Below are 22,233 nucleotides of genomic sequence, written 5' to 3' on the forward strand. Positions count from 1 at the left end.
AAATTAATACTATTAATACCCTGGATTTTGTTTCAAGTTTGGATTAGCATTAAGCGCAGTTAATGGTAATGGAAATAGTTTATAGGTATCTGGTATAGAAGTTCCGTCTTTAGCACCACCTTTCCAAGGCCATAAATAGGTTCCGCCTGTAAATTTGCCAAAACGAATTAAATCAGTTCTTCTGTGCCCTTCAAGGTTTAATTCTCTTCCTCTTTCGTCAAGAATAAAATTAAGATTTAGTTCTGAAGCTGTAATTACAGAGGCATGAGATCTCTTTCTTACGTCATTTACGTATTGTAATGCCAAAGTAGCATTTGTGCTTGTGGCTCCTCTCAAATTGCATTCAGCATACATTAAGTAAGCATCAGCTAAACGAAATAGTGGAAAATCAGTATTTGAAAACTCTGTCAAAATGGTCGACCCTACGTAATTATTATTTGTAAATTTAATAGCAGGATAACCATTTGTCCATGTTTTATAATCGGTCATTTCATAAGTATGTCCAGTTGTCCAAAATAATTTTGCTCTATCATCTGTTGAAGCTGCTAAATCGGTACCGTATAGACCATACCATGCTTTAGTTGCTCTGTGCCCACCCCAGCCATTTCCTGTTATTCCATAATTAGAAGGTGTCATTGTAGATGCATCAATATTTCCTTGTACTAAATAAGTAGTATTTCCATAACTCTGACTTACTTGAGCATCTGCAATTAAAGGAAATATAATTTCAGTAGAGGTATTGTTATCTCCAGAGAAAAGGCTTCTGAAATTTGGAGCCAATGTATATCCTCCTTCATCTATGACTTTTTTGATATATATAGCCGCATCATCATAGCGAGCAGTTCCAGTATATATTTCGGCGTTTAAATATAATTTTGCTAAAAGCATTCGTACCACAGATTTGTTTGCTCTTCCATAAGTGTTTTTAGCAGGCATTTCTGTCTCAATGGCTTTCAATTCAGTTTCTACAAAATTAAATAATTCCTTTCTAGAGGCTTCAGGTTTAGCTTCAATCGTACCCAAATCAGCTTCAGTAACTAATACTCCTTTACCAAAGCAATCTATCATGTAGTAGTATGCTAATGATCTCAAGAAACGTAATTCGCGAACATATTGATCTTTGTTCTCTACATTTGTAGTTCCTAATGCATTGATAATGTTGTTACAGTTAGGTATAGTATAATAAACTCTATCAAAAAGGTATCTGAAAAACTTATTATTTTCATCCCATTTTGAAGTTGTTGTTAATTGATCTAATCCATTATCTCCCCAACGATTTTTAATATCGTCTGCGGTAAAATCTTCAAGATTGATCATGTTTCTCAAAAATCCAGTTTCTCCTGGATCTGTGGTAGTTATATCAGAAGCAGTTGGTCCATCAGAACTTGTTAAGGCAAAAGTACCATACATTTTTGATACTAATCCTAAAGCGGCATTAGGGTCTTGCTTGAGTAAATTCTCGAAAGTAAGCTCTACTTTTGGTTCTGTATCTAGATCATTTACACAAGAACTAAATAGCAACAGGGATAGCCCTAAACCTACTATATTATTTTTAAAATTTTTCATATTCATTAATTATTAAAAATCAAGATTAACACCTAAACTATATATTGTAGGTCTCGGATAAAAATTATTGTCGATCCCATTAAAATTTTCAGGATCTTGCCCTGAATACTTGGTGATAATAAATAAATTATTTGCAGCAGTATAAACTCTTAAGTCTAGTCCTTTTACTAATTCTTTAAATTTATAACCTAGTGTAATGTTTTCACAACGTACAAAACTTGCATTTTCTAAGAAATAATCAGAAGATTCAACTCCATTTAATGTGTTTTGAAATGGAATATCCATGTCCAATATATTGTTTAAAGTATTAGCTTGAGTATCAAAGGCTCTAGCCACGTTTCCAGCAACTAAATTTCTAGAATTATATGTTTTTCCTCCAGACTGTCCTCTGAAATTAGCTGAAAAATCAGCATTTTTATAGGTAAGACTAGTTCCGAAACCAAAAGTGAACTTAGGTCTCAATGCTACATAATATTTATCGTCATTAGTAATAATTCCGTCTTTATTTCTATCTACATAAGCTCCTTGAATAGGTTTTCCTGAGGCATCATATACTTGTTCCAATACCCAAGCAGAAAAAGGAGCTTGTCCTACGGCATTGTAAGCAAATGCAATACCAGTACCTGTTGGTAATTTTGAATCAGCAACAGGATTTGAAGTAACTCCTTTTAAATCAGTAATTTTACTTTCATTATAGGCGGCGTTACCATTTATAATCCAAGTAATATCATCTGTTGCAATAGGTTTTAAATTTAAACTAACCTCAACACCTTTATTGGTCAGGGAACCAACATTGGCTACAAACTCATTTGTTAATGATTGCCCTGGTTTACCTGGTACTTTTGCTAATAAATCATTAGTTTTTTTAGCATAAAAATCTACAGTACCTGATAATAAACCATTTTTAAACAATTCAAAATCAATTCCAGCATTTATTGTTGTTGTTTTTTCCCAAGTTAATGAGTCATCAAATGGTTTTGCTGAATAGGTATTAATTCCCGGCAAATACTGACTAGTAACAGTACCAGGAGAAAATAAAGGTGTAGTAGGATAGTAGCCTGCAACACTAATAATATCTTGTTGTCCTGTAATACCATATCCTAATCTTAATTTTAAGTCTCCAAGAGTTTCAACATTTTTCAAGAAAGACTCATCTTTCATTCTCCAAGCAAAACCTACTGCTGGAAAAATACCCCATCGGTTATCTGATTTAAATAAAGAAGAACCATCTGCTCTTACTGTAAAAGTAAAAAGATATTTATTTAACAAATCGACATTTGATCTTCCAAAGAACGATTGAATATTATAAGAATTATAATATCTGTTATTTGTATTGTTTAAGTTTTCTGTAAATGGCTCTCTAATATGAGTTGTTGGGTTGTATCTAAAAATAGATTTATTGCCGTCTACAACAAAATTTTGATAATCATATCCTGCTTGAACATCAAATTTAGAAACAAAACCACTAGTTGAAGGCAATGTGTATACAAAGTAAGAATTAAGTGTTTTGTTAGTAATTGTCTGATCTTCTTTGTAATTAACTCCAGGGTTTAAAATGTTATTTTTTGTGGTTTGATTTAAACCATAAGTTTGAATTGCATAATCCCCGTATACTTCTTCGATATGAGAATTAGAAGCTTCAAGACCTAAGTTAACAACTGCTCTTACAGATGGCAAGAAATGAAGTTTGTAGTCAAATTGTGCATTACCTAAAAATTTATTAATTTCTTCTGGTCTTTTTCTTTGTTCTAAAATATTCAAAGGGTTTATTTGCCCAGCAATATTTTGGGTTGTCGGATTCAAGTTTTGATAATATCCTCCAAAAATATTGCTCGCACGAGTATCATAAACTGGTTTTGTAGGATCCATATTTAAAGCACTTCCAATGGCACTCGCTTCATCAACAGCATTTTTTTCAGAACGCAACACTTTTGCGTTTAGATCAATTTTCAAATGATCTTCTAATAACGAAGGACTTAATTTTAAGGCTCCTGAATATCTTTTATAATCATTGGTTTTTACTAAACCTTCATAATCTAAATAACCAATCGAAGCTCTAAAAGGTATTTTTTTAAATAAATTTGCTTTTGCACTAAAGTTATGATCTGAAGAAACTGCATTTCTATAAATTACTTTTTGCCAATCGGTATTCGATAGAATTCTGCCTTCTATTTGTGGTGTAGCAAGATTATCAACTGCTGTAGTAGTTGGATCGTCTATTCCTAATAAATTCGTTTGAGCAGGAAAATTGGTTTGGATGAATTTTGAAAAAGCAGCACCATCCATCATATCGATATTTTTATTAATATAACCTATCGATGTAATATTTGTGTAAGAAAACTGAGGTGTTCCCGAAGTTCCTTTTTTAGTTGTAATAAGAATTACACCATTGGAAGCTCTAGATCCATAAATAGCAGTTGCAGAAGCATCTTTCAATATTGAAAAAGTTTCAATATCATTAGGGTTTACAAGTGACATAGGATTTGCAGAACCCGCAGGGGTAATGTTATCAAGCGCAACACCATCAATAATTATTAATGGATTATTGCTTGCACTCAAAGAAGAGCCTCCTCTAATTCGAATATTAGAAGTAGAATCTGGAGATCCGCCAGCAGTTGTTACAACAACTCCGGAAACTTTTCCAGCAATCAATTGATCAGCTGAAACTACGGCACCTTTATTAAAATCTTTTGATGTTAGTACCGCTACTGCTCCAGTAGCATCTTTTTTCTTAATGGAACCGTATCCAACTTGTACGACAACCTCTTTCAACTGATTGGAATCTTCTTCAAGCTTGACAGTTAATGAATTTTGCGATCCAACTGTAACTGTTTTACTTTGGTATCCCATGTAAGTTATGGTCAATACATCAGTAGGTTTTACATTTGCCAATTGGAATTTACCATCAAAATCAGTTGAAGTACCCGTTGTACTCCCTTTTACCTTTACATTTACTCCCGGAATGGGCTGGCCTGAAACATTATCAAGTACCGTTCCCTCAATTTTGTTTTGGGCTATTGCACAAAACGGAAGCAGGAGTAATAAAAATAACAACTTTTTGTAAATTGTTTTCATACTTTTTGTTTAAATTAATTGTTTTTTGGTTAAGTTTTCTTTACTTCGAATTTCAAAATTATGAATTAATTAACACGTTCGACATGATGAAAATGAGATAGGCTTACGAAAACGTGATAGTGTTGAAAACTTTGCTTTTTATATTCATTTTTGCGTGAATATTTACAATAAATAAAAAATTATGTTACCTTTATTACGAATCGAATAGTTCACTCAAGTAATGCCTCTTTAAGATGAAGAAAAAAATAACGCTAAAGCAAATTGCCAAAGAATTGGATGTTTCTATTTCAACTGTTTCAAAATCACTTAGAAACAGTCCCGAAATTGGAGAGGAAACACGATTGAAAGTTCAAGCATTTGCAAAATTTTATCATTATAAACCGAACAATATTGCACTCAGCCTCAAAAACAGAAAAACGAAAACTATAGGAATTATAATTCCAGAAATTGTACACCATTTTTTCTCTACAGTAATTAATGGTATTGAACAGATTGCCAATGAAAATGGATATAGTGTTGTTATTTGTCTCTCTGATGATTCCTTTGATAAAGAGGTTCTCAATATGGAGCTTTTGGCAAATGGCAGTATTGATGGATTTATTATGTCTTTGTCTAAAGAAACCCAGTTTAAAGGAGATTTTCATCATATTACCGAAGTGATAAATCAGGGAATGCCAGTTGTTATGTTTGACCGCGTGACCAATGAAGTATTTTGCGATAAAGTAATTATTGATGATAAGCAGGCTGCTTATGAGGCTGTTCAAAGCTTAATCGATAAAGGTCGAAAAAAGATTGCCTTAGTAACAACTGTAGATTATGTAAGTGTTGGTAAACTGAGGACCGATGGGTATGTAAAAGCATTGTTGGACAATAATCTGCCTTTTGATGAGCACTTGATTATAAAAATCGAGGATATTGATACTTGCGAAATTATTATTGGGAAATTACTGGAAGATGAAGCCATCGATGCTGTTTTTGCAGTGAATGAAATTTTTGCTGTAACGTGTATTAAAACTGCTCATAAAATAGGATTGAATGTGCCAAAAGATCTTGCTGTAATCGCATTTACAGATGGAATGATTTCCAAATATTCTACGCCAACGATTACTACTGTGAGTCAAAGCGGTGTTAAAATGGGGAATCGCGCAGCTAAAATAATCATCGACCGTTTAGAATCTGAAGATGAATCTGAGGAAGAAAATTACATTACCGAAGTTATTGAAACCTATTTGGTCGAAAGAGAATCTACCAATTAATTTTAGGCTTCAAAAACAAATGAAGCAGAAGAATATTTAGATAAAATATAGTTTTAAAGATTGAAATCGAATGGGTTTTATCCATTCGATTTTTTTTATGGCAATCTGGTAATTCCAAAAAAAATGCAAAGAAAATATGTAATTTATTAATTACTACAACCTTGTAGTGAAAAAAAACGATGATTTTTGAATTTTATTAAATAATTACTAAAAAGAATTTTATACATTTACTCCACGTTTATAACTTTTCTTTTACTTCGAAAAATAAGATGAGTTTTTTTATAACGATAAATTTCGTGTTATAATTTATTATGAGACACGATAAATCTTTTGAAAAGGATTCATGAATTGTATAATGATTTAATGAATTTTTACAAGAGTATAGTTATTTATTTCAGTGAGTTTCCTTTAAGGATATTTATTTAACTATACCGTAGTGCTACCCATAATAATTTTTATTAAAAACATACTGAATTCAGAAATGAATTTAAGTTTAGTCTTTTTTCGAAATTCAAACGTTCGTTATTTTGAAAAGAAGATCTAAATAAAATTGTGTTTGAAGGTTGATTTGTGAGCATTGATTTGAACTCAATTTCATTTTGTATTATTTGTGATTTTCATTAATAAATTATAGTCAGTTCTGATGAAGGATACAGTATAACTGTTTGTTTAGTAAATAAATATGTAAATTTTTTAATAATGGGAAAACCAAATTTAAGTTTTTGGCAAATTTGGAATTTAAGTTTTGGATTCTTAGGAGTTCAAATCGGATATTCTTTGCAAAATGGAAACACAAGTAGAATATTAGAAGCATTGGGCGCAGATGTTCACAGTATCGGCTACTTTTGGTTAGCAGCACCTTTGGCAGGTTTAATTGTACAGCCTATTATTGGTCTTTCAAGCGATAAGACTTGGACTAAATTAGGACGCCGTATTCCTTTTATATTTTTTGGCGCTATTGTATCGGCAACGGCTATGTTTTTTATGCCAAATGCAGAATATTTTACTTATTTATTGCCTCCTTTGGCTTTTGGAGCTGTAATGTTACTGCTGATGGATACCTCATTTAATGTTACTATGCAGCCTTTTAGAGCGCTTGTGGGTGATATGGTAAATGATAAGCAACGAAATTTAGGATATTCTGTTCAAAGCGCATTGATTAATTTTGGAGCTGTTTTTGGATCATTATTGCCTTGGATTTTAGTTAAAATAGGATTGTCAAACGTACCAGCAGCTGGCGAAAAAGTTGCTGAATCAGTAATATGGTCTTTCTATATTGGAGGAGCAATATTATTGGGAACGGTACTTTGGACAGTTTTTAGAACCAAAGAATATGCTCCAAAAGAACATGCAGAATATAATAAAATTGATTTGAGCGCTGTTGAAAATAAGAAAAGCGAAAATGTTTTCAAACTAATTGGCAACGCGCCAAAAATCTTTTGGCAGCTTGGTATTGTTCAGTTTTTCTCTTGGTTTGCATTGTTTTTAATGTGGGTTTATACCACGAGAGCTATTGCTAATCAGGTTTGGGGACCAACGGCTTTAGATGCAAAATCAATTGGATTTAATGAAGCAGGGGACTGGACAGGAGTAATGTTTGCATTCTATAGTGGAGTGGCCGCTATATTCTCCCTCTTTATTCCTTCTATTGCAAAATCCATCGGAAGAAAAAAAACCTACAGTTTCTCTTTGTTTTTAGGAGGATTAGGATTGATTTCCATGTTTGTTGTCGAAGATAAAAACATGTTGTTGCTTTCTATTTCGGGTGTAGGATTAGCATGGGCTGCAATCTTAGCAATGCCTTACGCAATGCTTTCAGGTTCATTGCCTGCCGAAAAAATGGGAGTATATATGGGATTATTTAATGCTACTATAACCATACCGCAAATAACTGCAGGATTATTAGGAAGCACTATAATCATGCTTTTTGGAGGAGAACCAATGGCAATAATTGTAATTGCCGGCATATCCATGTTAATTGCTGGTTCAGCAGTATTTTTTGTTAAAGAAAAAGTACAAGAATAAAATAAAAATAATAAGCAGAATAATGGAAAAGAGAAAAGGATTTATTTTTGATTTAGACGGTGTAATTGTTGACACCGCCAAATATCATTTCTTAGCGTGGAAAAAAATCGCAAGTGGACTAGGAATTGATTTCACATTAGAACATAATGAATTATTAAAAGGAGTGAGCCGAGTTCGTTCCTTAGATATTATTTTAGAATTAGGAAATGTTGAAGCTTCTCAGGAAGACAAAGACAAATGGTTAATCCAGAAAAATGAAGATTATCTTTCGTATCTGGTTGATATGAATGAGACTGAAATTTTGCCTGGAGTAATGAAAGTTTTAAAGTTTTTAAAACAGAATAATCAGCCAATTGCTTTGGGTTCAGCTAGCAAAAATGCAAGACCTATTCTTGAAAAAACTGGAATTCTGCCTTTTTTTGACGTTATCGTTGATGGTAATGATGTCGTTAATGCAAAACCAGATCCTGAAGTTTTTCTTCATGCTGCACGTTTATTGAACGTAACCAATGAAGATTCAATTGTTTTTGAAGATTCTGTAGCAGGAATTCAAGCAGCAAATATTGCAAAAATGATGAGCATTGGTATTGGTCATGAAGAAACGCTGCATGAAGCACAATACAATTTTAAAGATTTTACCGAAATGAATTCCACTTTCTTGGAATTATTAATAAACAAATAATAAACAAAATATAAGGTTAAAGCAGAATGAAGCAAAGAGGTGTTTTGTTCTTTGGCTTCAAACCTTAGCCTTAAATTAAGAAAAAAAATGAATCAAGATTATATAAAACCAGATAATTGGTCAATCATAGAAGAAGGATTTGATAAGGAGCAAGTAAAGTCTTCCGAGAGTTTATTTAGTATCGGAAATGGTGCAATGGGACAAAGAGCCAATTTTGAAGAAACTTATACTGGCGAAACTTTTCAGGGAAGTTATATTGCGGGAATTTATTATCCGGACAAAACAAAAGTGGGCTGGTGGAAAAACGGATATCCGAAATATTTTGCCAAAGTATTAAATGCACCAAATTGGATTGGAATTAATATTGAAATTAATGGCGAAGATTTTGATTTGAATACGTGTACCGAAGTTTCAAATTACCGTCGTGAATTGAATATGAAGGAAGGTTGGTACCGTCGTTCTTTTCAAGCGACTCTTAAAAATGGAACACAAGTTGCTGTTGATGTTCGTCGTTTTTTATCACTGGATTTAGATGAAGTGGGTGTAATTAATTATGAAATCACGCCTTTAAATAAAGATGCTAAAATTATTTACAAACCCTATATAGACGCTGGTGTGACGAATGAGGATGCTAACTGGGAAGAAAAATTCTGGGAACCATTAGACGTTAAAAAATCAGGGAACGAAGCTTTTGTTACGGCCCAAACTTTCAAAACGCATTTCAAAGTGACAACTTTTATGCAAAACACCATTTGGGCAAGAGGAGAAAAACAAAATTTGTCGCCAACATCGGTAGATACAACATCGGATAAAATTTTATTTTACTATGATGTTATTGTTGCCAAAGGAGAAAAATCCGGAATCCAAAAAATTGGAGGTTATACAGTATCGTTAAATCACACTGATACTGTTTCGGTGGCAGAGAATGTTATTCAATCAGCTTTAGCAAAAGGATACAATCAATTACTGCAGGATCAAATTGATGCTTGGGCAAAGATTTGGGAAATGTCAGACATCACTATTGAAGGTGACGTAAAAGCACAACAAGGAATTCGTTTTAATATTTTCCAATTGAATCAAACGTATTTAGGAAAAGATTCCCGTTTGAATATTGGACCAAAAGGATTTACCGGAGAAAAATACGGAGGATCTACTTATTGGGACACCGAGGCATATTGCATTCCATTTTATATGGCGACCAAAGACCAACAAGTGGCACGTAATTTATTGACCTATCGTTACAATCAATTGGACAAAGCCATCGAAAATGCCGAAGTAAATTTGGGTTTCAAAAATGGAGCAGCTTTGTATCCGATGGTTACTATGAATGGAGAGGAGTGTCATAACGAATGGGAAATCACCCATGAAGAAATCCATAGAAACGGTGCTATTGCATTTGCCATTTACAATTACTACCGTTTTACGGGAGATTACAGTTACATTCCTGAGAAAGGATTGGAAGTATTAATTGGTATCGCCCGTTTCTGGCACCAAAGAGCTTCATTCTCCAAAAACAAAAATCAGTACATGATATTGGGAGTGACTGGTCCAAACGAATACGAAAACAACATCAATAATAATTTCTATACCAATTATATCGCGAAATGGTGTATTGATTATGCTACGGAACAAATTCAAAAAGTTTCATTGGAATATCCTTCAGACCATAAACGCATTATTGAAAAAGTAAAACTTTCTGATGCTGAATTGCAGGAATGGAATAAAGTAGCAGGCAATATGTATTTCCCAAGAGCGGAAGAGTTGGGAATTTATCTGCAGCAAGATGGTTTCTTGGACAAAGATTTAGTTCGCGTAAAAGACTTAGACCGTTCACAACGACCAATCAACCAAAAATGGTCTTGGGACAGAGTTTTGCGTTCACCATACATCAAACAAGCTGACGTTTTACAGTGTTTTTACTTCTTTGAAGATCATTTCTCTAAAGATGAGTTGGAGCGCAATTTCGATTTCTACGAATCATTTACGGTGCACGAAAGTTCGCTTTCTCCTTGCGTACACTCTATTCAAGCCGCTTTACTGGACAAAATGGATATGGCCTACGCCTTTTATCTAAGAACTTCCCGTTTGGATCTTGACGATTATAACAAAGAGGTTGAAGAAGGCTGTCACATTACATCAATGGCAGGAACTTGGATGAGTATTGTAGAAGGATTCGGCGGAATGAGAGTGAAAAATGATGCACTTCATTTCTCTCCAAAAATTCCAAAAGAATGGGGTGGTTATTCTTTTAAAATCAATTTCAGAAACCAGATTTTAAAAATCGCAGTAGATCATAAGGAAACGAAATTATCCTTAGAAGGAACTAATGAACTAACCGTTTATGTAAACGGCACACCAGTTTTGGTTCAGCCAAAAAATTAAAATCAATCAATAATAAACCCTTTTTAGTAGTACTTAGAAAGGGTTTTAAAATTATAGAAAAAATGAAGAAAGTGATCATCTTATTATTTTTCATCTCTGCATCAGTTTTTGCACAAATTGATAGGGTTGAACCTCCTTTTTGGTATGCAGGAATGCACAATCCAGAATTGCAGATTATGTTTTACGGCAAAAATATTGCTGAAAACGAAGTGACAGTATCTAATAGTATTGTTGTCAAAGAGGTCAAAAAAACCGAAAATCCAAATTATCTTTTTGTTACGATTGACACTAAAAATGTGACGGCACAAGATTTTGTTTTTTCATTTTCTAAAAACAAAAAAGTAGCTTTTACCAAAAAATACAGTCTAAAACAAAGAAGAGAAAATTCGGCTTCAAGAAAAGGTTATGATGCTTCCGATTTGATTTATTTGGTAATGTCCGATCGTTTTGCCAATGGAAATTCAAAAAATGACAGCGACAAATCGGTTACCGAAAAAGGAAACAGAGCGCTTCCCGGCGGAAGACACGGAGGAGATATTGCAGGAATGATTCAGCATCTGGATTATCTTAAAGAATTAGGAGCTACGGCACTTTGGCCAACACCGCTTTGCGAAGACAATGATAAAGCGTATTCCTATCACACTTACGGACAATCGGATGTTTACAAAATAGATCCGCGTTTTGGAACGAATGAAGAATATGTGCAGCTTTCAGCAGAATTGCATAAACGTGACATGAAATTGATCATGGATTATGTAACCAATCATTGGGGAGCTGAACATTGGATGATGAAGGATTTGCCAACTTATGAATGGGTGCATCAATTCCCAGGATACGCTCAAACCAATTACAGAATGACCACGCAGTTTGATACCAATGCGTCCCAAATTGATGCTAAAATATGTATGGATGGTTGGTTTGTAAAATCAATGCCTGACTTGAATCAGTCCAATCCATTGGTGAATACCTACTTGAAACAAAACGCCATTTGGTGGATAGAATATGCCGATTTGGATGGTTTTCGTGTAGATACATATTCGTATTGCGACAAGAAAGGAATTGCCGAATGGACAAAAGCAATCACTGATGAGTACCCAAATTTTAATATCGTTGGGGAAGTTTGGATGCACGACCAAGCACAGATGGCGTATTGGCAAAAAGACAGCAAAATAGCGGCTATTCAAGACTATAATTCGAACTTGCCTTCTGTTATGGATTTTACTTTACAAGATGCCACAAGTGTTATTTTTAATGAAGATGCAGGAGCTTGGGATAAAGGAATGATAAAAGTATACGAGAATTTCACCAATGATTTTTTATATCCGAATATCAATAGCATTATGACGTTTGTCGAAAATCATGATACCAATCGTTTTAATGAAATTTACCAAAAAGATTTGTCGAAATATAAAATGGCAATGACATTATTGGCAACAGTTCGTGGAATTCCACAGATTTATTATGGTTCTGAGATTGCAATGGCAGGAAATAAAGATAAAGAAGGAGATGCTGCCATTCGTCAGGATTTCCCAGGAGGCTGGGCAGGAGACAGTAATAATGCTTTCGCAAAAGCGGGAAGAACGCTTGAGCAACAACAGTTTTTTGATTTCTCATCTCAATTGTTCAATTGGAGAAAATCGAATGATGCTGTGCATTTTGGAAAAATGAAACACTACATTCCAGAAAACAATGTTTATGTTTATTTCAGATATACCGATTCAAAATCAGTTATGGTGGTCATCAATAACAATAAAGAATCTAAAACTTTTCCAACCAATCGTTTTCAAGAAAGTATCGCAAATTATAAAACCGGAAATGATGTACTTTCAGGAAAATCTATTGATTTGAAAAATGATATTACTATTGAAGGGAAAGCTGTTTTGATTTTAGAATTGAAATAATAAAAGAGAAAAAAGCAATTTTCGAACACAGCAAAAGATTTTTAATTGCCTCCAGCTTTAGCTGGAGGTTTTTTTATATTTGTAGCACTATGAACAAAATTCTCAAAATTGGACATCGAGGAGCGAAAGGCTATGAACCCGAAAACACTTTGGTTTCGTTTGAAAAAGCAATCGAAATGGGAGCAGACGGAATCGAATTGGATGTACATTTAAGCTTAGATGGTCATTTGATTGTGATCCACGATGAAACAATTGACAGAACGACCAATGGTAAAGGAGTTGTGAACCAATTGACATTGCAGGAATTAAAATCTTTTAAAATCAATGAAAAATACAGGATTCCAACATTGGAAGAAGTTTTGGATTTGGTCGATCAAAAGTGTTTTGTAAATATTGAATTAAAAAATCAGGATACAGCCGAGAAAGTAGTTGAATTGATAGAACATTATATTTCGGATAAAAATTGGAATAATAATCATTTTCTAGTGTCCAGTTTTGATTGGAATGCCCTGCAGCAAGTTCGATTTTTAAATGAAAATATCCGAATTGGGGTTTTAACAGAAACCGATATGGATCTGGCCATCTCCTTCGCCCGATTCCTCAAAGCCGAAGCATTGCATCCCGATTTTCAATTATTGACCAATGAATATACTGCCAAAATTCAAGAGAAAGGGATTCAGGTTTTCCCTTGGACAGTAAATGAAATTGATGCTATTCAAAGAATGAAATCATTCAACGTAGATGGGATAATCACCGATTTTTTGGACAGGGTTTAACTTTGATTGCGCATTAGCCACAGATGACACAGATTGAACGGATTTACACAGATTTTCGAAATTTAAAAATAAAAAAATCCGTTCAATCTGTGTCATCCGTGTGCCATCTCTCAATCTTGGAATAATATATTGGATCACTAATTATCAAAATATAATCTGTTAATCTGCGGTTATCCCTTCAAAAACCTACCTTTGCATTCCAATCTATTCTTTTCACAATCATGAATCAAAATTTTGACATAATCATTGTCGGCGGTGGCGCTGCCGGTTTTTTTACGGCTATCAATATCGTTGAGAAAAACCCTAAAATTAAAGTTGCTATTCTCGAAAGAGGAGCTGAGGTGTTAGGAAAAGTTCGTGTCTCTGGAGGAGGACGCTGTAATGTGACGCATGCCTGTTTTGAACCCAATGAATTAGTGAAATTTTATCCGCGTGGCGAAAAAGAATTGCGTGGTCCTTTTCATCAGTTTTGTTCGGGCGATACAATAGAATGGTTTGAAAAACATGGAGTAGAGTTAAAAATTGAAGAAGATGGACGCATGTTTCCGGTTTCGAATTCTTCGCAAACGATCATTGATTGTTTTGTAAAAGCAACCCAAAAGCTTGGGATTTCTGTGCTCACAGGGCAAAGCGTTCAGTCCATTTTCAAAAAAGATAATTTTTGGAAAGTAGAAACCCAGCATGAAAATTATATTGCCGAGAAATTGGTTCTTGCCACAGGAAGCAATCCTAAAATTTGGGAAATGCTTCAGCAAAAAGGCCATGCCATCGTTAGTCCAGTTCCATCTTTATTTACTTTCAATATAAAAGATCCCCGAATCAAAGAATTGCCAGGCGTAGCGGCTCATGTTACGGTAAAGGTAAAAGATACCAAATTAATTTCTACAGGCCCGTTGTTAATCACGCATTGGGGAATGAGCGGTCCTGCAATCCTGAAATTATCAGCATGGGGAGCGCGAATTTTATTCGATAAAAACTATCAGTTTACCATTTATGTGAATTGGCTCAACGATGTCGATGCCGAAGATGCTGAGAAAATTCTAAAAACCTTGAAACAAGAACATGCCAAAAAAGCGGTTTCCAAAAAATCGCCTTTTGATTTTCCAAACCGTCTTTGGGAAAGTTTGGTTTTAGCATCGAATGTTGAAGCCGAAACCAAATGGGCGGATTTGTCTAAAGTTCAATTACAAAATTTAGTAAATCAATTAACGAATAGCACTTTTCAAGTCAATGGCAAAAGCACATTCAAAGAAGAATTTGTAACCGCTGGCGGAATTGATTTAAAGGAAATCAATTTCAAAACTATGGAAAGCAAACTGCATGAAAATCTTTACTTCGTTGGTGAAATAGTAAATATCGATGCCATTACTGGTGGATTTAATTTCCAAAATGCATGGACAAGCGGGTTCATTGTGGCGAATGGTATTTAGAAATTTATCTTTTGAAAACATCCCTAAATTGATATAATAATCGTTCAATCAGTCGTAAATCCTCGGTTACTATGTCGGCAGTACCGCTCATTTCTTGTTGAAAGACAATTTGTTTTTTATAGGAAGTTTGCAATCCGTTTGGCAACGAAACATTAATCAATAAATTACCATCTTTATCAGGGGTTAATGAAATAGCACTTACAATTCCTTTGATTATTCCAAACTCTCTATCAGGATAATTTGCCAATCTGATATTAACAGTTTGACCTATTTTTATTTTTCCTGAATTTTGTGCCGGAGCTTTTACTTTACCAATATAACCCCTTTCATTTGTTGGAATAATAGCAAATACATTGTCGCCAGCATTTACGGTTTGATTTTCTGCCCAAAGTTGTAAAAAACTAACTTTTCCATCAATCGATGAGCGTAAAACATAATTTAACTCCCAATCTTTAATCGCTTTTTTGAGTTGATAAAAGGCTTGGATAACATTGCGTTGTAGGTTTACATTCTCTTTGCTTTCGTTAATTTGAGTGGTTTTACTGTTTTTATTGAGTTCATTCAATGACGATTTCAATTGTGAAATAGTGCTTAACAAACTCTTGAAATTTCTTTCAACTTGAAGATAAGTTAATTTATGCTTTTCTAATTCCTGTGTAGCAATAATTCCTTTGTTGAATAAACCTTGGTATCTTTCTAAATCACTTTTTTCTAAAACCAATTCATTTTGATTGATGCTTTTTTGGGATTCTAATAAACCCAATCGCTCTTTTAGTTGTATAGCCTCATAGCTTTGAGCAGTGCCTTCCACTTGATATGGCTGCAATTTAGTATTCAAATCATCTGCGATGCTTTCTTTTTGAAACACGGCAAAGAAGCTTTCGATTTCGCCAAGTTGTGCTGACTTTAATTTCTCAAACGGAAATTTACTTTTATCAATATCAATGCTGTCAACAATACTTTTCAATAAGAATACATCTTTATAATTGGCAGAATTTTCAATAATGGCAAGAGGTGTGTTTTTAGAAATATTTGCTCTATCTTTTACCAAAATAGCTTCTATTTTCCCAGGCATTTTAGCAACTAATTTTTCAGGTGGAATATTGGTAGTGATAACAATTGGAGTTGAAATAATATCGGGATATTTGAGCATCCAAGAAACAAAAAAAAGAGAACACAAGATTAATAAAATCACAATCGAACCCCAACGAATCATCCAATGTGGCACTCGTGTAAGGATTTCTTGTACTTCTTCACTTCTTAATTCTATTGCTTTATTATCTGACATTCTTTTATTTTTTAAATCTGAAACTAAAAATTGTTAATCTGCTATCAAAAATCCTACGTTCCCAACTGCAATTGATTTCGCACTAATTCATAATAACTTCCTTTCAATTGTATCAATTCCTGATGATTGCCAATTTCTATGATCTTTCCTTTTTCTAACACCACAATTTGGTCGGCATTCATAACCGTGCTTAATCGGTGAGCAATAACAACAACGGTTTTGTTCTTAAAAAAAACACCAAGTTTTTGCATAATCTCTTTTTCATTGTTAGCATCTAGCGAACTTGTGGCTTCGTCAAAAAATAACATTTCAGGGTTTTTATAAACCGCTCTAGCAATTAGTAATCGTTGTTTTTGACCTGTACTCATACCGACTCCTTCCATTCCTATTTTTGTATTATAACCTAGCGGATAATCTTGGATGAAATTTTTAATATTAGCCACATCAGCGGCATAAACCAATCGCTCTTTTTTGACTATATCAACTCCAATCGCTATATTATTCGCAATAGTATCATTAAAAATATATCCCTCTTGCATTACTGTTCCAACGTGTGACCTCCAAGTTTTTTGAGCGATTGTTTTTAACGGAGTTTTATCTACTAAGATTTCTCCAGAATTAGGCTCATAGAATTTAAGTAACAACTTCATCAAAGTAGTTTTACCGCTGCCACTAGTACCAACAATAGCGGTTACTTTATTTGCAGGTATTATTAAATTTAAATTTTCTAAAACATTGACATCAGAACCAATGTATCTATAACTTAAATCTTTTATTACAATATCAGCAGCTTTTGGTATATCATGTGTTTGTGTTTTTTCTTGCTGGATTTCATCTTCTTTGTTGTGAATTTCTGAAAGTCTGGCTAAGGATATTTTTGCATCTTGCAGTTCTCGAATGAAACCAATCAATTGAAAAACGGGACCATTTAAACTGCCAACAATACTAGAAATAGCCATCATCATTCCGAGTGTTATCGAGCCATCAATAACTAATTTTGCTGACAGAAATATAATAAAAATATTTTTGAGTTCGTTGATAAAATTTGAACCTATGCTTTGCGTTTGCTCCAATATCAAGCCTTTCATCGATACTTTGAATAATCGTGCTTGCACATATTCCCACCCCCAACGTTTCTGTTTTTCGGCATTGTGGAGTTTTATTTCTTGCATTCCATTTATGAGTTCTATTACTTTACTTTGTTCTTGTGAAACTTCAGCAAAACGCTTGTAGTCTAGTTTTTCTCTGCGTTTGAGAAATAAGATGATCCAAAGAAAATAAAGAAAACTTCCAGCAAAAAAAACTGCAAATATTTTGAGATTATAATAAGCTAAAATGCCCCCCATAATAAACATATTGACGACAGAAAACAAAACATCTAACGACGAAGTTGTCAATATTTTTTGTATTCTGTAATGATCATTTATACGCTGCATAATATCGCCCGTCATTCTGACATCAAAAAAGGAGATAGGCAAATTCATTAATTTAATAAAAAAATCAGAAATTAACGAAATATTTATCCTTGCCGACAAGTGCAACAAAATCCAACTACGAATCAATTCTAATGCGGTTCGTCCTGCAAAAAGGAACAGCTGTGCAAACAGTATTAAATAGATAAATTGAATATTCTGATTTTGTATGCCAACATCTACAATACTTTGGGTAAGAAAAGGGAAAATAAGTTGCAACAAACTTCCTGCTGCTAATCCAATAATTAACTGGATTACAAACGATTTATAGGGATATATATATTTGAAAAGCAAACCAAAACCAAATCCTTTTTTGTCTTCACTTTCAAATTCTGATTGATAAAATTTTGGTATTGGTTCGAGCAATAATGCAATACCCTCTTCAGTAGTTTTCGTTGCATTATTTCCAATCCAGAATTTTAAAAAATCTTTTTCGTTGTATTCTAGTAACCCAATAGCGGGGTCAGAAATATAATAAACACCTTTTTTAATTTTATAGAGAATAACATAATGATTTTTGTTCCAGAACAAGACACAAGGCAATGGTGCTTCTTGTAATTTTACTAAAGACAATTTTACACCTATTGATCGAAAGCCTATTTTTTCGGCAGCATCGCTTAACATCATCATATTGCTCCCCTCACGTGTGGTTTCGCTATAATCTCGTAGTTCTTGTATATTTATAGTTTTACCATAATGTTTGGCAATGATTTTTAGACAAGTTGGACCACAGTCTTTAGATTCAGCTTGTATATAGTTGGGAAATTTCTTCAAACTTTTCTTTTACTTTTATGATATTTATCTTGAATGATAAATTTTTGTTGGACTTATGTGATACTTATATGGAATGTTTTTTGGAATATTGAAAGAGGCACGCCTTTTCTTAAAGTTTATTAGATGATACATAATGCCTTCCATTTTTTTATTGTATATCACTTTTCCATTATCAAAAACAATCTTTCCAGGATTGCCTTCAAAAAGAATAAAATCAAAATGTGCCTTGATTTCATTTGTTATTACAGCAGCTTTTATTATATGGGTAAAGCTTACAATATCAGTTTTAAATTCAAATATTGATTTCCCTTCTCCCAAAGGTTTATAGCCAAGCTCACTACATTCATCGAAACAACAGGATTCGTAGTTTGAAAAAACGGATTTATAATCTTTACTTTTCATAAAGAAAGTATTCATTTTTTCATTGTTCTTGTACAACGAAAAACAACCCGTTGTATAATCATGACGCATACTAAGATAATCATGACTGTTAAGCATTTCCTCTGTTAGAAAACCTCTGATATCTCCATAAATAAGGTCTAAATCACTTTGCCCCCAGTAATCATATCCTTGAAATATTTCGGGGAACAAAAAACCGTAGGCAGGTTTAAAGTCATTAAGCTTAAATGGATAATCAAGACTTACCTGAAATTCTAATTTTTTGGAAGCCATTTTTTTAATCTCTTCAAGAGTTTTATGAATAATTATTAGATTATCAGGTTTGTTTGGGATTTCGTCCAAATTATCCGTGATGATATAAAAATCTATCGTTGGATTGAAAGAGCAAGAATGCACGTAATACGGAAAATACCAAGGGTAATTACCATACCAACACGTCAAGACCGCTATTGATGTCAATTGCATATTTAGTGATTTTTAAAATTCGTCTTCCAGCAAATCGTTGATAAAATAGACCAACTCTTCTCTGTCGTACATTTTGGGATATGGGTACTGATTGATGATAAGGGCTGGAGTAAACGAAATTTCGTTGGCTCGGTTCATCAAGTATTGTTCTTGCAATAGTTCATTAATTTTAAAATCTGTAATTGTTGATTTTTCAGAAACTATCAATTGGCTTTCGTCTTTGTTTTCAAACCATTGGTGGAGTGCTTCCAGGAACGTCTCTTGCCCGTAGTCAAAATAAATGCGAATTAATTTTTGATGTACTTTCTCAAATTGGTCATTACCATCTTCCACATTAAAATTAAAACGAAAATCAACACAAACGCTGTCTTTGTGTTTTTTCAGAATTTCTTCGATAATAGTATGGGCTTCTTTACAATATCCACAAAAAGGATTGGTAACCAAGGTAATTTTCAGTGAAGCATTTTCGTTGCCAACTATTAAATTGCCCGACGATAATGGTTCGTAATTAGTTTTGTTCGAAGCTAATAAAGTATTCTTGAAAACCTCATAATTACGCATAAACCTACTGCCTTTAAACTGAAATTCTTTGAGTTTTTTCTGATTTGTAAGCAATTTTTTTAAGCCAAGCCAAGCGATGAGTACCGATATAAAAACCAAGCCGTTAAGCAAAATAGACGGCACAGCAAAAGCAAAAGCAACATTTTGTAAAACGAACAAATACCCCAACTCTAAAAGAATGATGCTGATGATGACCAAGCAGAGGGGACACCATTTTTTCTCTACATATTTTTGGTAATATAATGAAGCAAAAATTACAGGCACAGCAAAAACAAGCAGTATTTTTTGAAGAGTAAAAAAGCTATCAGTATTATTCGTCAAAAAGGAAAAAAACAAACCCATGAATTGAAAACCAAAAAAAACCATGCTCAAATCACTGAAATTGACGATTTCAAAAATTTTCCATTTATTCGAACCAACAACCGTGGCACAACTGGTAGATGCCGTCATATTGCAAAAATTATTGAGCAATTCACTTTTAGCATCAAACAAATCTTTGAGGGCGGCTACAGAAAATAAAATCCCAGTTATAGGAAATAACAAAAATAGGATGTCTTTAACTGCGGCATTTAATGAATATAAAACACTGCCAAAAGCAAGAATTAAAATTGAAAAAAATAACCTATTAAAGTTTTTCTTTTCAATTTTAATGGCTTCTATTTCTGGTTTTTCAACCAAAAGCACAATTTCTAGCCATCTTTGTTCTAGTTCTTGACGGCTTAAGGTGTTTTTATCTTTAAGAATCAAATAATTTTCTCCACTCTTTTCGACTAAAAACAAGCTTGGTGGGTTTAATTCTTCGTTAAGATAGGCTATGAATAGAGTTGGCAAAACATCTATTTGCTCTTTTTCTAAACGGGTTGCCAAATTATCAATGTTAAAAAAACTCAAAGTATCAGCAATTGACAATAAAGATGGATATGCTGGATGCGACTGTATTTGAAACTCAAACTCTTGTTTGTCAATGGTTATGTTTTCCTTTTCCAAATATTGGAAAAGATAGTTAAAATTTTCGGTCATAAAATTTGAAGTATTTTAGAGTAACGGTTTTTCTTTTAGAAGATTTTCAATAGCAGGTAGGTCATTGTTAACTATTTGTTTTAGTATTTTACCATGTTTATCTATCAAAATCATAGTGGGTACACTAGATATATTATACTGCGTTCCAACACCATTCTTATTTTTTGGTAATCCTGAAAGATTGAGCCAAGGCATTTTTTCTTTATCAACGGCTTTTTTCCACCATTCGTAATCATTATCAATACTCAAATTCACAATACTTACCTTATCGTTATATTGTCCATAGAATTTTTTTAGCTCTGGTATTTCCTGCCTGCAAGGACCACACCAACTTGCCCAAAATACTAAAAGCATCTTTTCTTTGCCGTTTAATGCTTGCTCAAAATTGTAATTTTTTCCATTTATATTAACCCAATTGAAGTTGGATTTGAAGCCATTTACTTCTATGGCTAATTTATTCTTAACATAAGTTTGAATAAGACTATACGTTTTAGAATTTTTAAGATCTTCAGAAAACAAAGAAGAGAGTTTTTTAATTTCTTCAACAGTATATGAATCTCTTTTGTCAAACAAATCATTTAAAAGTGCATAACTAGAAGAATATTTTTTTATGTTTTCGGCAGTTAGCATTTTGTAATGATTTAATTTTATAAATATATCTGCTTCTTCTGAGCCATCAAATTCTATCTTAAAATTTTTAACTCCATCATATTCAATAGTCTTATATACTGAATCAACAAAAAACTTTATATGCTCATTTCCAAATAAGGGATTTCCCCAAAAAGTTCCGGTTTTAGAATACTCATCTTTAAACGATAACTTTCCCACCCTTTTGCCTTTTTTAAGTAAATAAAAAGCGGTATGCTGTGGTTCGTTAACTTTGTAGCGGTAGTCAAACTGACCATTATTAGTATTTATTGTGTCATTTGTGTATATTTGCTTTCCTGTATCGTAATCATACCTCCCTTTTTCTACAACCACTTTATCAAAATCTGTGGTCAGTTTACTAATGTCTGCTTCAATATGACCGGAATCTTCTTTTTTTGAGCAAGAGTTGAACAGAACTACAATTACTAATAAGTAAGTCGTTAAATTTAGGAATTTCATTTTTTTAAGCATTAAAAGTTATAAAAAGGTTAGGGCAGCATTTTGATGAACTGC

At 33.3% G+C, this 22,233-nt stretch carries 14 protein-coding genes; 7 read left to right on the forward strand and 7 right to left on the reverse strand.

Annotated elements, in window-relative coordinates:
• Positions 1-12: 12 nt before the first annotated feature.
• Together CLU83_RS18680 and CLU83_RS18685 are read right to left on the reverse strand one after the other, a co-directional pair.
• The gene (locus CLU83_RS18680; RefSeq protein WP_100433003.1) at positions 13-1,566 is read right to left on the reverse strand and encodes a RagB/SusD family nutrient uptake outer membrane protein; all 1,554 of its coding nucleotides are present in this window, start codon (positions 1,564-1,566) and stop codon (positions 13-15) included.
• A 12-nt stretch (positions 1,567-1,578) separates the two neighbouring features.
• Complete coding sequence (locus CLU83_RS18685; RefSeq protein ID WP_100433004.1) at positions 1,579-4,641, reverse strand: SusC/RagA family TonB-linked outer membrane protein; 3,063 nt, start codon at positions 4,639-4,641, stop codon at positions 1,579-1,581.
• A 233-nt stretch (positions 4,642-4,874) separates the two neighbouring features.
• Here CLU83_RS18685 and CLU83_RS18690 point away from each other — a divergent pair, with 233 nt between their 5' ends.
• The 7 genes from CLU83_RS18690 (at position 4,875) to CLU83_RS18720 (ending at position 15,093) form a co-directional block, all read left to right on the forward strand.
• Complete coding sequence (locus tag CLU83_RS18690) at positions 4,875-5,897, forward strand: LacI family DNA-binding transcriptional regulator (protein WP_100433005.1); 1,023 nt, start codon at positions 4,875-4,877, stop codon at positions 5,895-5,897.
• Positions 5,898-6,596: 699 nt separating this feature from the next.
• A complete protein-coding gene (locus tag CLU83_RS18695) occupies positions 6,597-7,922 on the forward strand; it encodes an MFS transporter (RefSeq protein WP_198512313.1) in 1,326 nt (441 codons plus the stop codon).
• A gap of 22 nt (positions 7,923-7,944) precedes the next feature.
• Positions 7,945-8,604, forward strand: coding sequence for a beta-phosphoglucomutase (pgmB, locus tag CLU83_RS18700; protein ID WP_100433796.1), 660 nt, complete (start codon positions 7,945-7,947; stop codon positions 8,602-8,604).
• An 87-nt stretch (positions 8,605-8,691) separates the two neighbouring features.
• On the forward strand, positions 8,692-10,986 hold the full coding sequence (locus CLU83_RS18705; RefSeq protein ID WP_100433007.1) for a glycoside hydrolase family 65 protein: 2,295 nt from the start codon (positions 8,692-8,694) through the stop codon (positions 10,984-10,986).
• Between the two features lie 62 nt (positions 10,987-11,048).
• Positions 11,049-12,887 (forward strand): glycoside hydrolase family 13 protein, encoded by a 1,839-nt coding sequence (locus tag CLU83_RS18710; RefSeq protein WP_100433008.1) that lies wholly within the window; start codon positions 11,049-11,051, stop codon positions 12,885-12,887.
• A gap of 89 nt (positions 12,888-12,976) precedes the next feature.
• Entirely contained in the window at positions 12,977-13,663 is a 687-nt protein-coding gene (locus tag CLU83_RS18715; protein WP_100433009.1) for a glycerophosphodiester phosphodiesterase family protein, read from the forward strand.
• Between the two features lie 221 nt (positions 13,664-13,884).
• Positions 13,885-15,093, forward strand: coding sequence for an NAD(P)/FAD-dependent oxidoreductase (locus tag CLU83_RS18720; protein ID WP_100433010.1), 1,209 nt, complete (start codon positions 13,885-13,887; stop codon positions 15,091-15,093).
• Between the two features lie 4 nt (positions 15,094-15,097).
• Here CLU83_RS18720 and CLU83_RS18725 read toward each other — a convergent pair whose 3' ends face one another.
• From CLU83_RS18725 to CLU83_RS18745, 5 genes are read right to left on the reverse strand one after another with little or no spacing between them, the layout of a single operon-like run.
• Entirely contained in the window at positions 15,098-16,381 is a 1,284-nt protein-coding gene (locus CLU83_RS18725) for an HlyD family secretion protein (RefSeq protein ID WP_100433011.1), read from the reverse strand.
• 53 nt (positions 16,382-16,434) lie between these two features.
• Positions 16,435-18,627: a peptidase domain-containing ABC transporter gene (locus tag CLU83_RS18730; RefSeq protein ID WP_100433012.1), complete on the reverse strand. Its 2,193-nt coding sequence runs from the start codon at positions 18,625-18,627 to the stop codon at positions 16,435-16,437.
• Between the two features lie 24 nt (positions 18,628-18,651).
• Complete coding sequence (locus CLU83_RS18735) at positions 18,652-19,491, reverse strand: DUF6625 family protein (RefSeq protein ID WP_100433013.1); 840 nt, start codon at positions 19,489-19,491, stop codon at positions 18,652-18,654.
• A 12-nt stretch (positions 19,492-19,503) separates the two neighbouring features.
• A complete protein-coding gene (locus CLU83_RS18740) occupies positions 19,504-21,072 on the reverse strand; it encodes a thioredoxin domain-containing protein (RefSeq protein ID WP_100433014.1) in 1,569 nt (522 codons plus the stop codon).
• A gap of 15 nt (positions 21,073-21,087) precedes the next feature.
• Positions 21,088-22,179 carry a TlpA disulfide reductase family protein gene (locus CLU83_RS18745; protein ID WP_157802144.1) on the reverse strand — a complete coding sequence of 364 codons (1,092 nt, stop codon included), beginning with the start codon at positions 22,177-22,179 and terminating at the stop codon, positions 21,088-21,090.
• Positions 22,180-22,233: the final 54 nt, after the last annotated feature.

This window comes from Flavobacterium sp. 1 (assembly GCF_002797935.1).
GTDB lineage: Bacteria > Bacteroidota > Bacteroidia > Flavobacteriales > Flavobacteriaceae > Flavobacterium.

Excerpts from the sequence above, each read along its gene's own strand:
- CLU83_RS18680 (WP_100433003.1), bottom strand. The coding sequence starts at position 1,566 with ATGAAAAATTTTAAAAATAATATAGTAGGTTTAGGGCTATCCCTGTTG.
- CLU83_RS18685 (WP_100433004.1), bottom strand. The coding sequence starts at position 4,641 with ATGAAAACAATTTACAAAAAGTTGTTATTTTTATTACTCCTGCTTCCG.
- CLU83_RS18690 (WP_100433005.1), top strand. The coding sequence starts at position 4,875 with ATGAAGAAAAAAATAACGCTAAAGCAAATTGCCAAAGAATTGGATGTT.
- CLU83_RS18695 (WP_198512313.1), top strand. The coding sequence starts at position 6,597 with ATGGGAAAACCAAATTTAAGTTTTTGGCAAATTTGGAATTTAAGTTTT.
- pgmB (WP_100433796.1), top strand. The coding sequence starts at position 7,945 with ATGGAAAAGAGAAAAGGATTTATTTTTGATTTAGACGGTGTAATTGTT.
- CLU83_RS18705 (WP_100433007.1), top strand. The coding sequence starts at position 8,692 with ATGAATCAAGATTATATAAAACCAGATAATTGGTCAATCATAGAAGAA.
- CLU83_RS18710 (WP_100433008.1), top strand. The coding sequence starts at position 11,049 with ATGAAGAAAGTGATCATCTTATTATTTTTCATCTCTGCATCAGTTTTT.
- CLU83_RS18715 (WP_100433009.1), top strand. The coding sequence starts at position 12,977 with ATGAACAAAATTCTCAAAATTGGACATCGAGGAGCGAAAGGCTATGAA.
- CLU83_RS18720 (WP_100433010.1), top strand. The coding sequence starts at position 13,885 with ATGAATCAAAATTTTGACATAATCATTGTCGGCGGTGGCGCTGCCGGT.
- CLU83_RS18725 (WP_100433011.1), bottom strand. The coding sequence starts at position 16,381 with ATGTCAGATAATAAAGCAATAGAATTAAGAAGTGAAGAAGTACAAGAA.
- CLU83_RS18735 (WP_100433013.1), bottom strand. The coding sequence starts at position 19,491 with ATGCAATTGACATCAATAGCGGTCTTGACGTGTTGGTATGGTAATTAC.
- CLU83_RS18740 (WP_100433014.1), bottom strand. The coding sequence starts at position 21,072 with ATGACCGAAAATTTTAACTATCTTTTCCAATATTTGGAAAAGGAAAAC.
- CLU83_RS18745 (WP_157802144.1), bottom strand. The coding sequence starts at position 22,179 with ATGAAATTCCTAAATTTAACGACTTACTTATTAGTAATTGTAGTTCTG.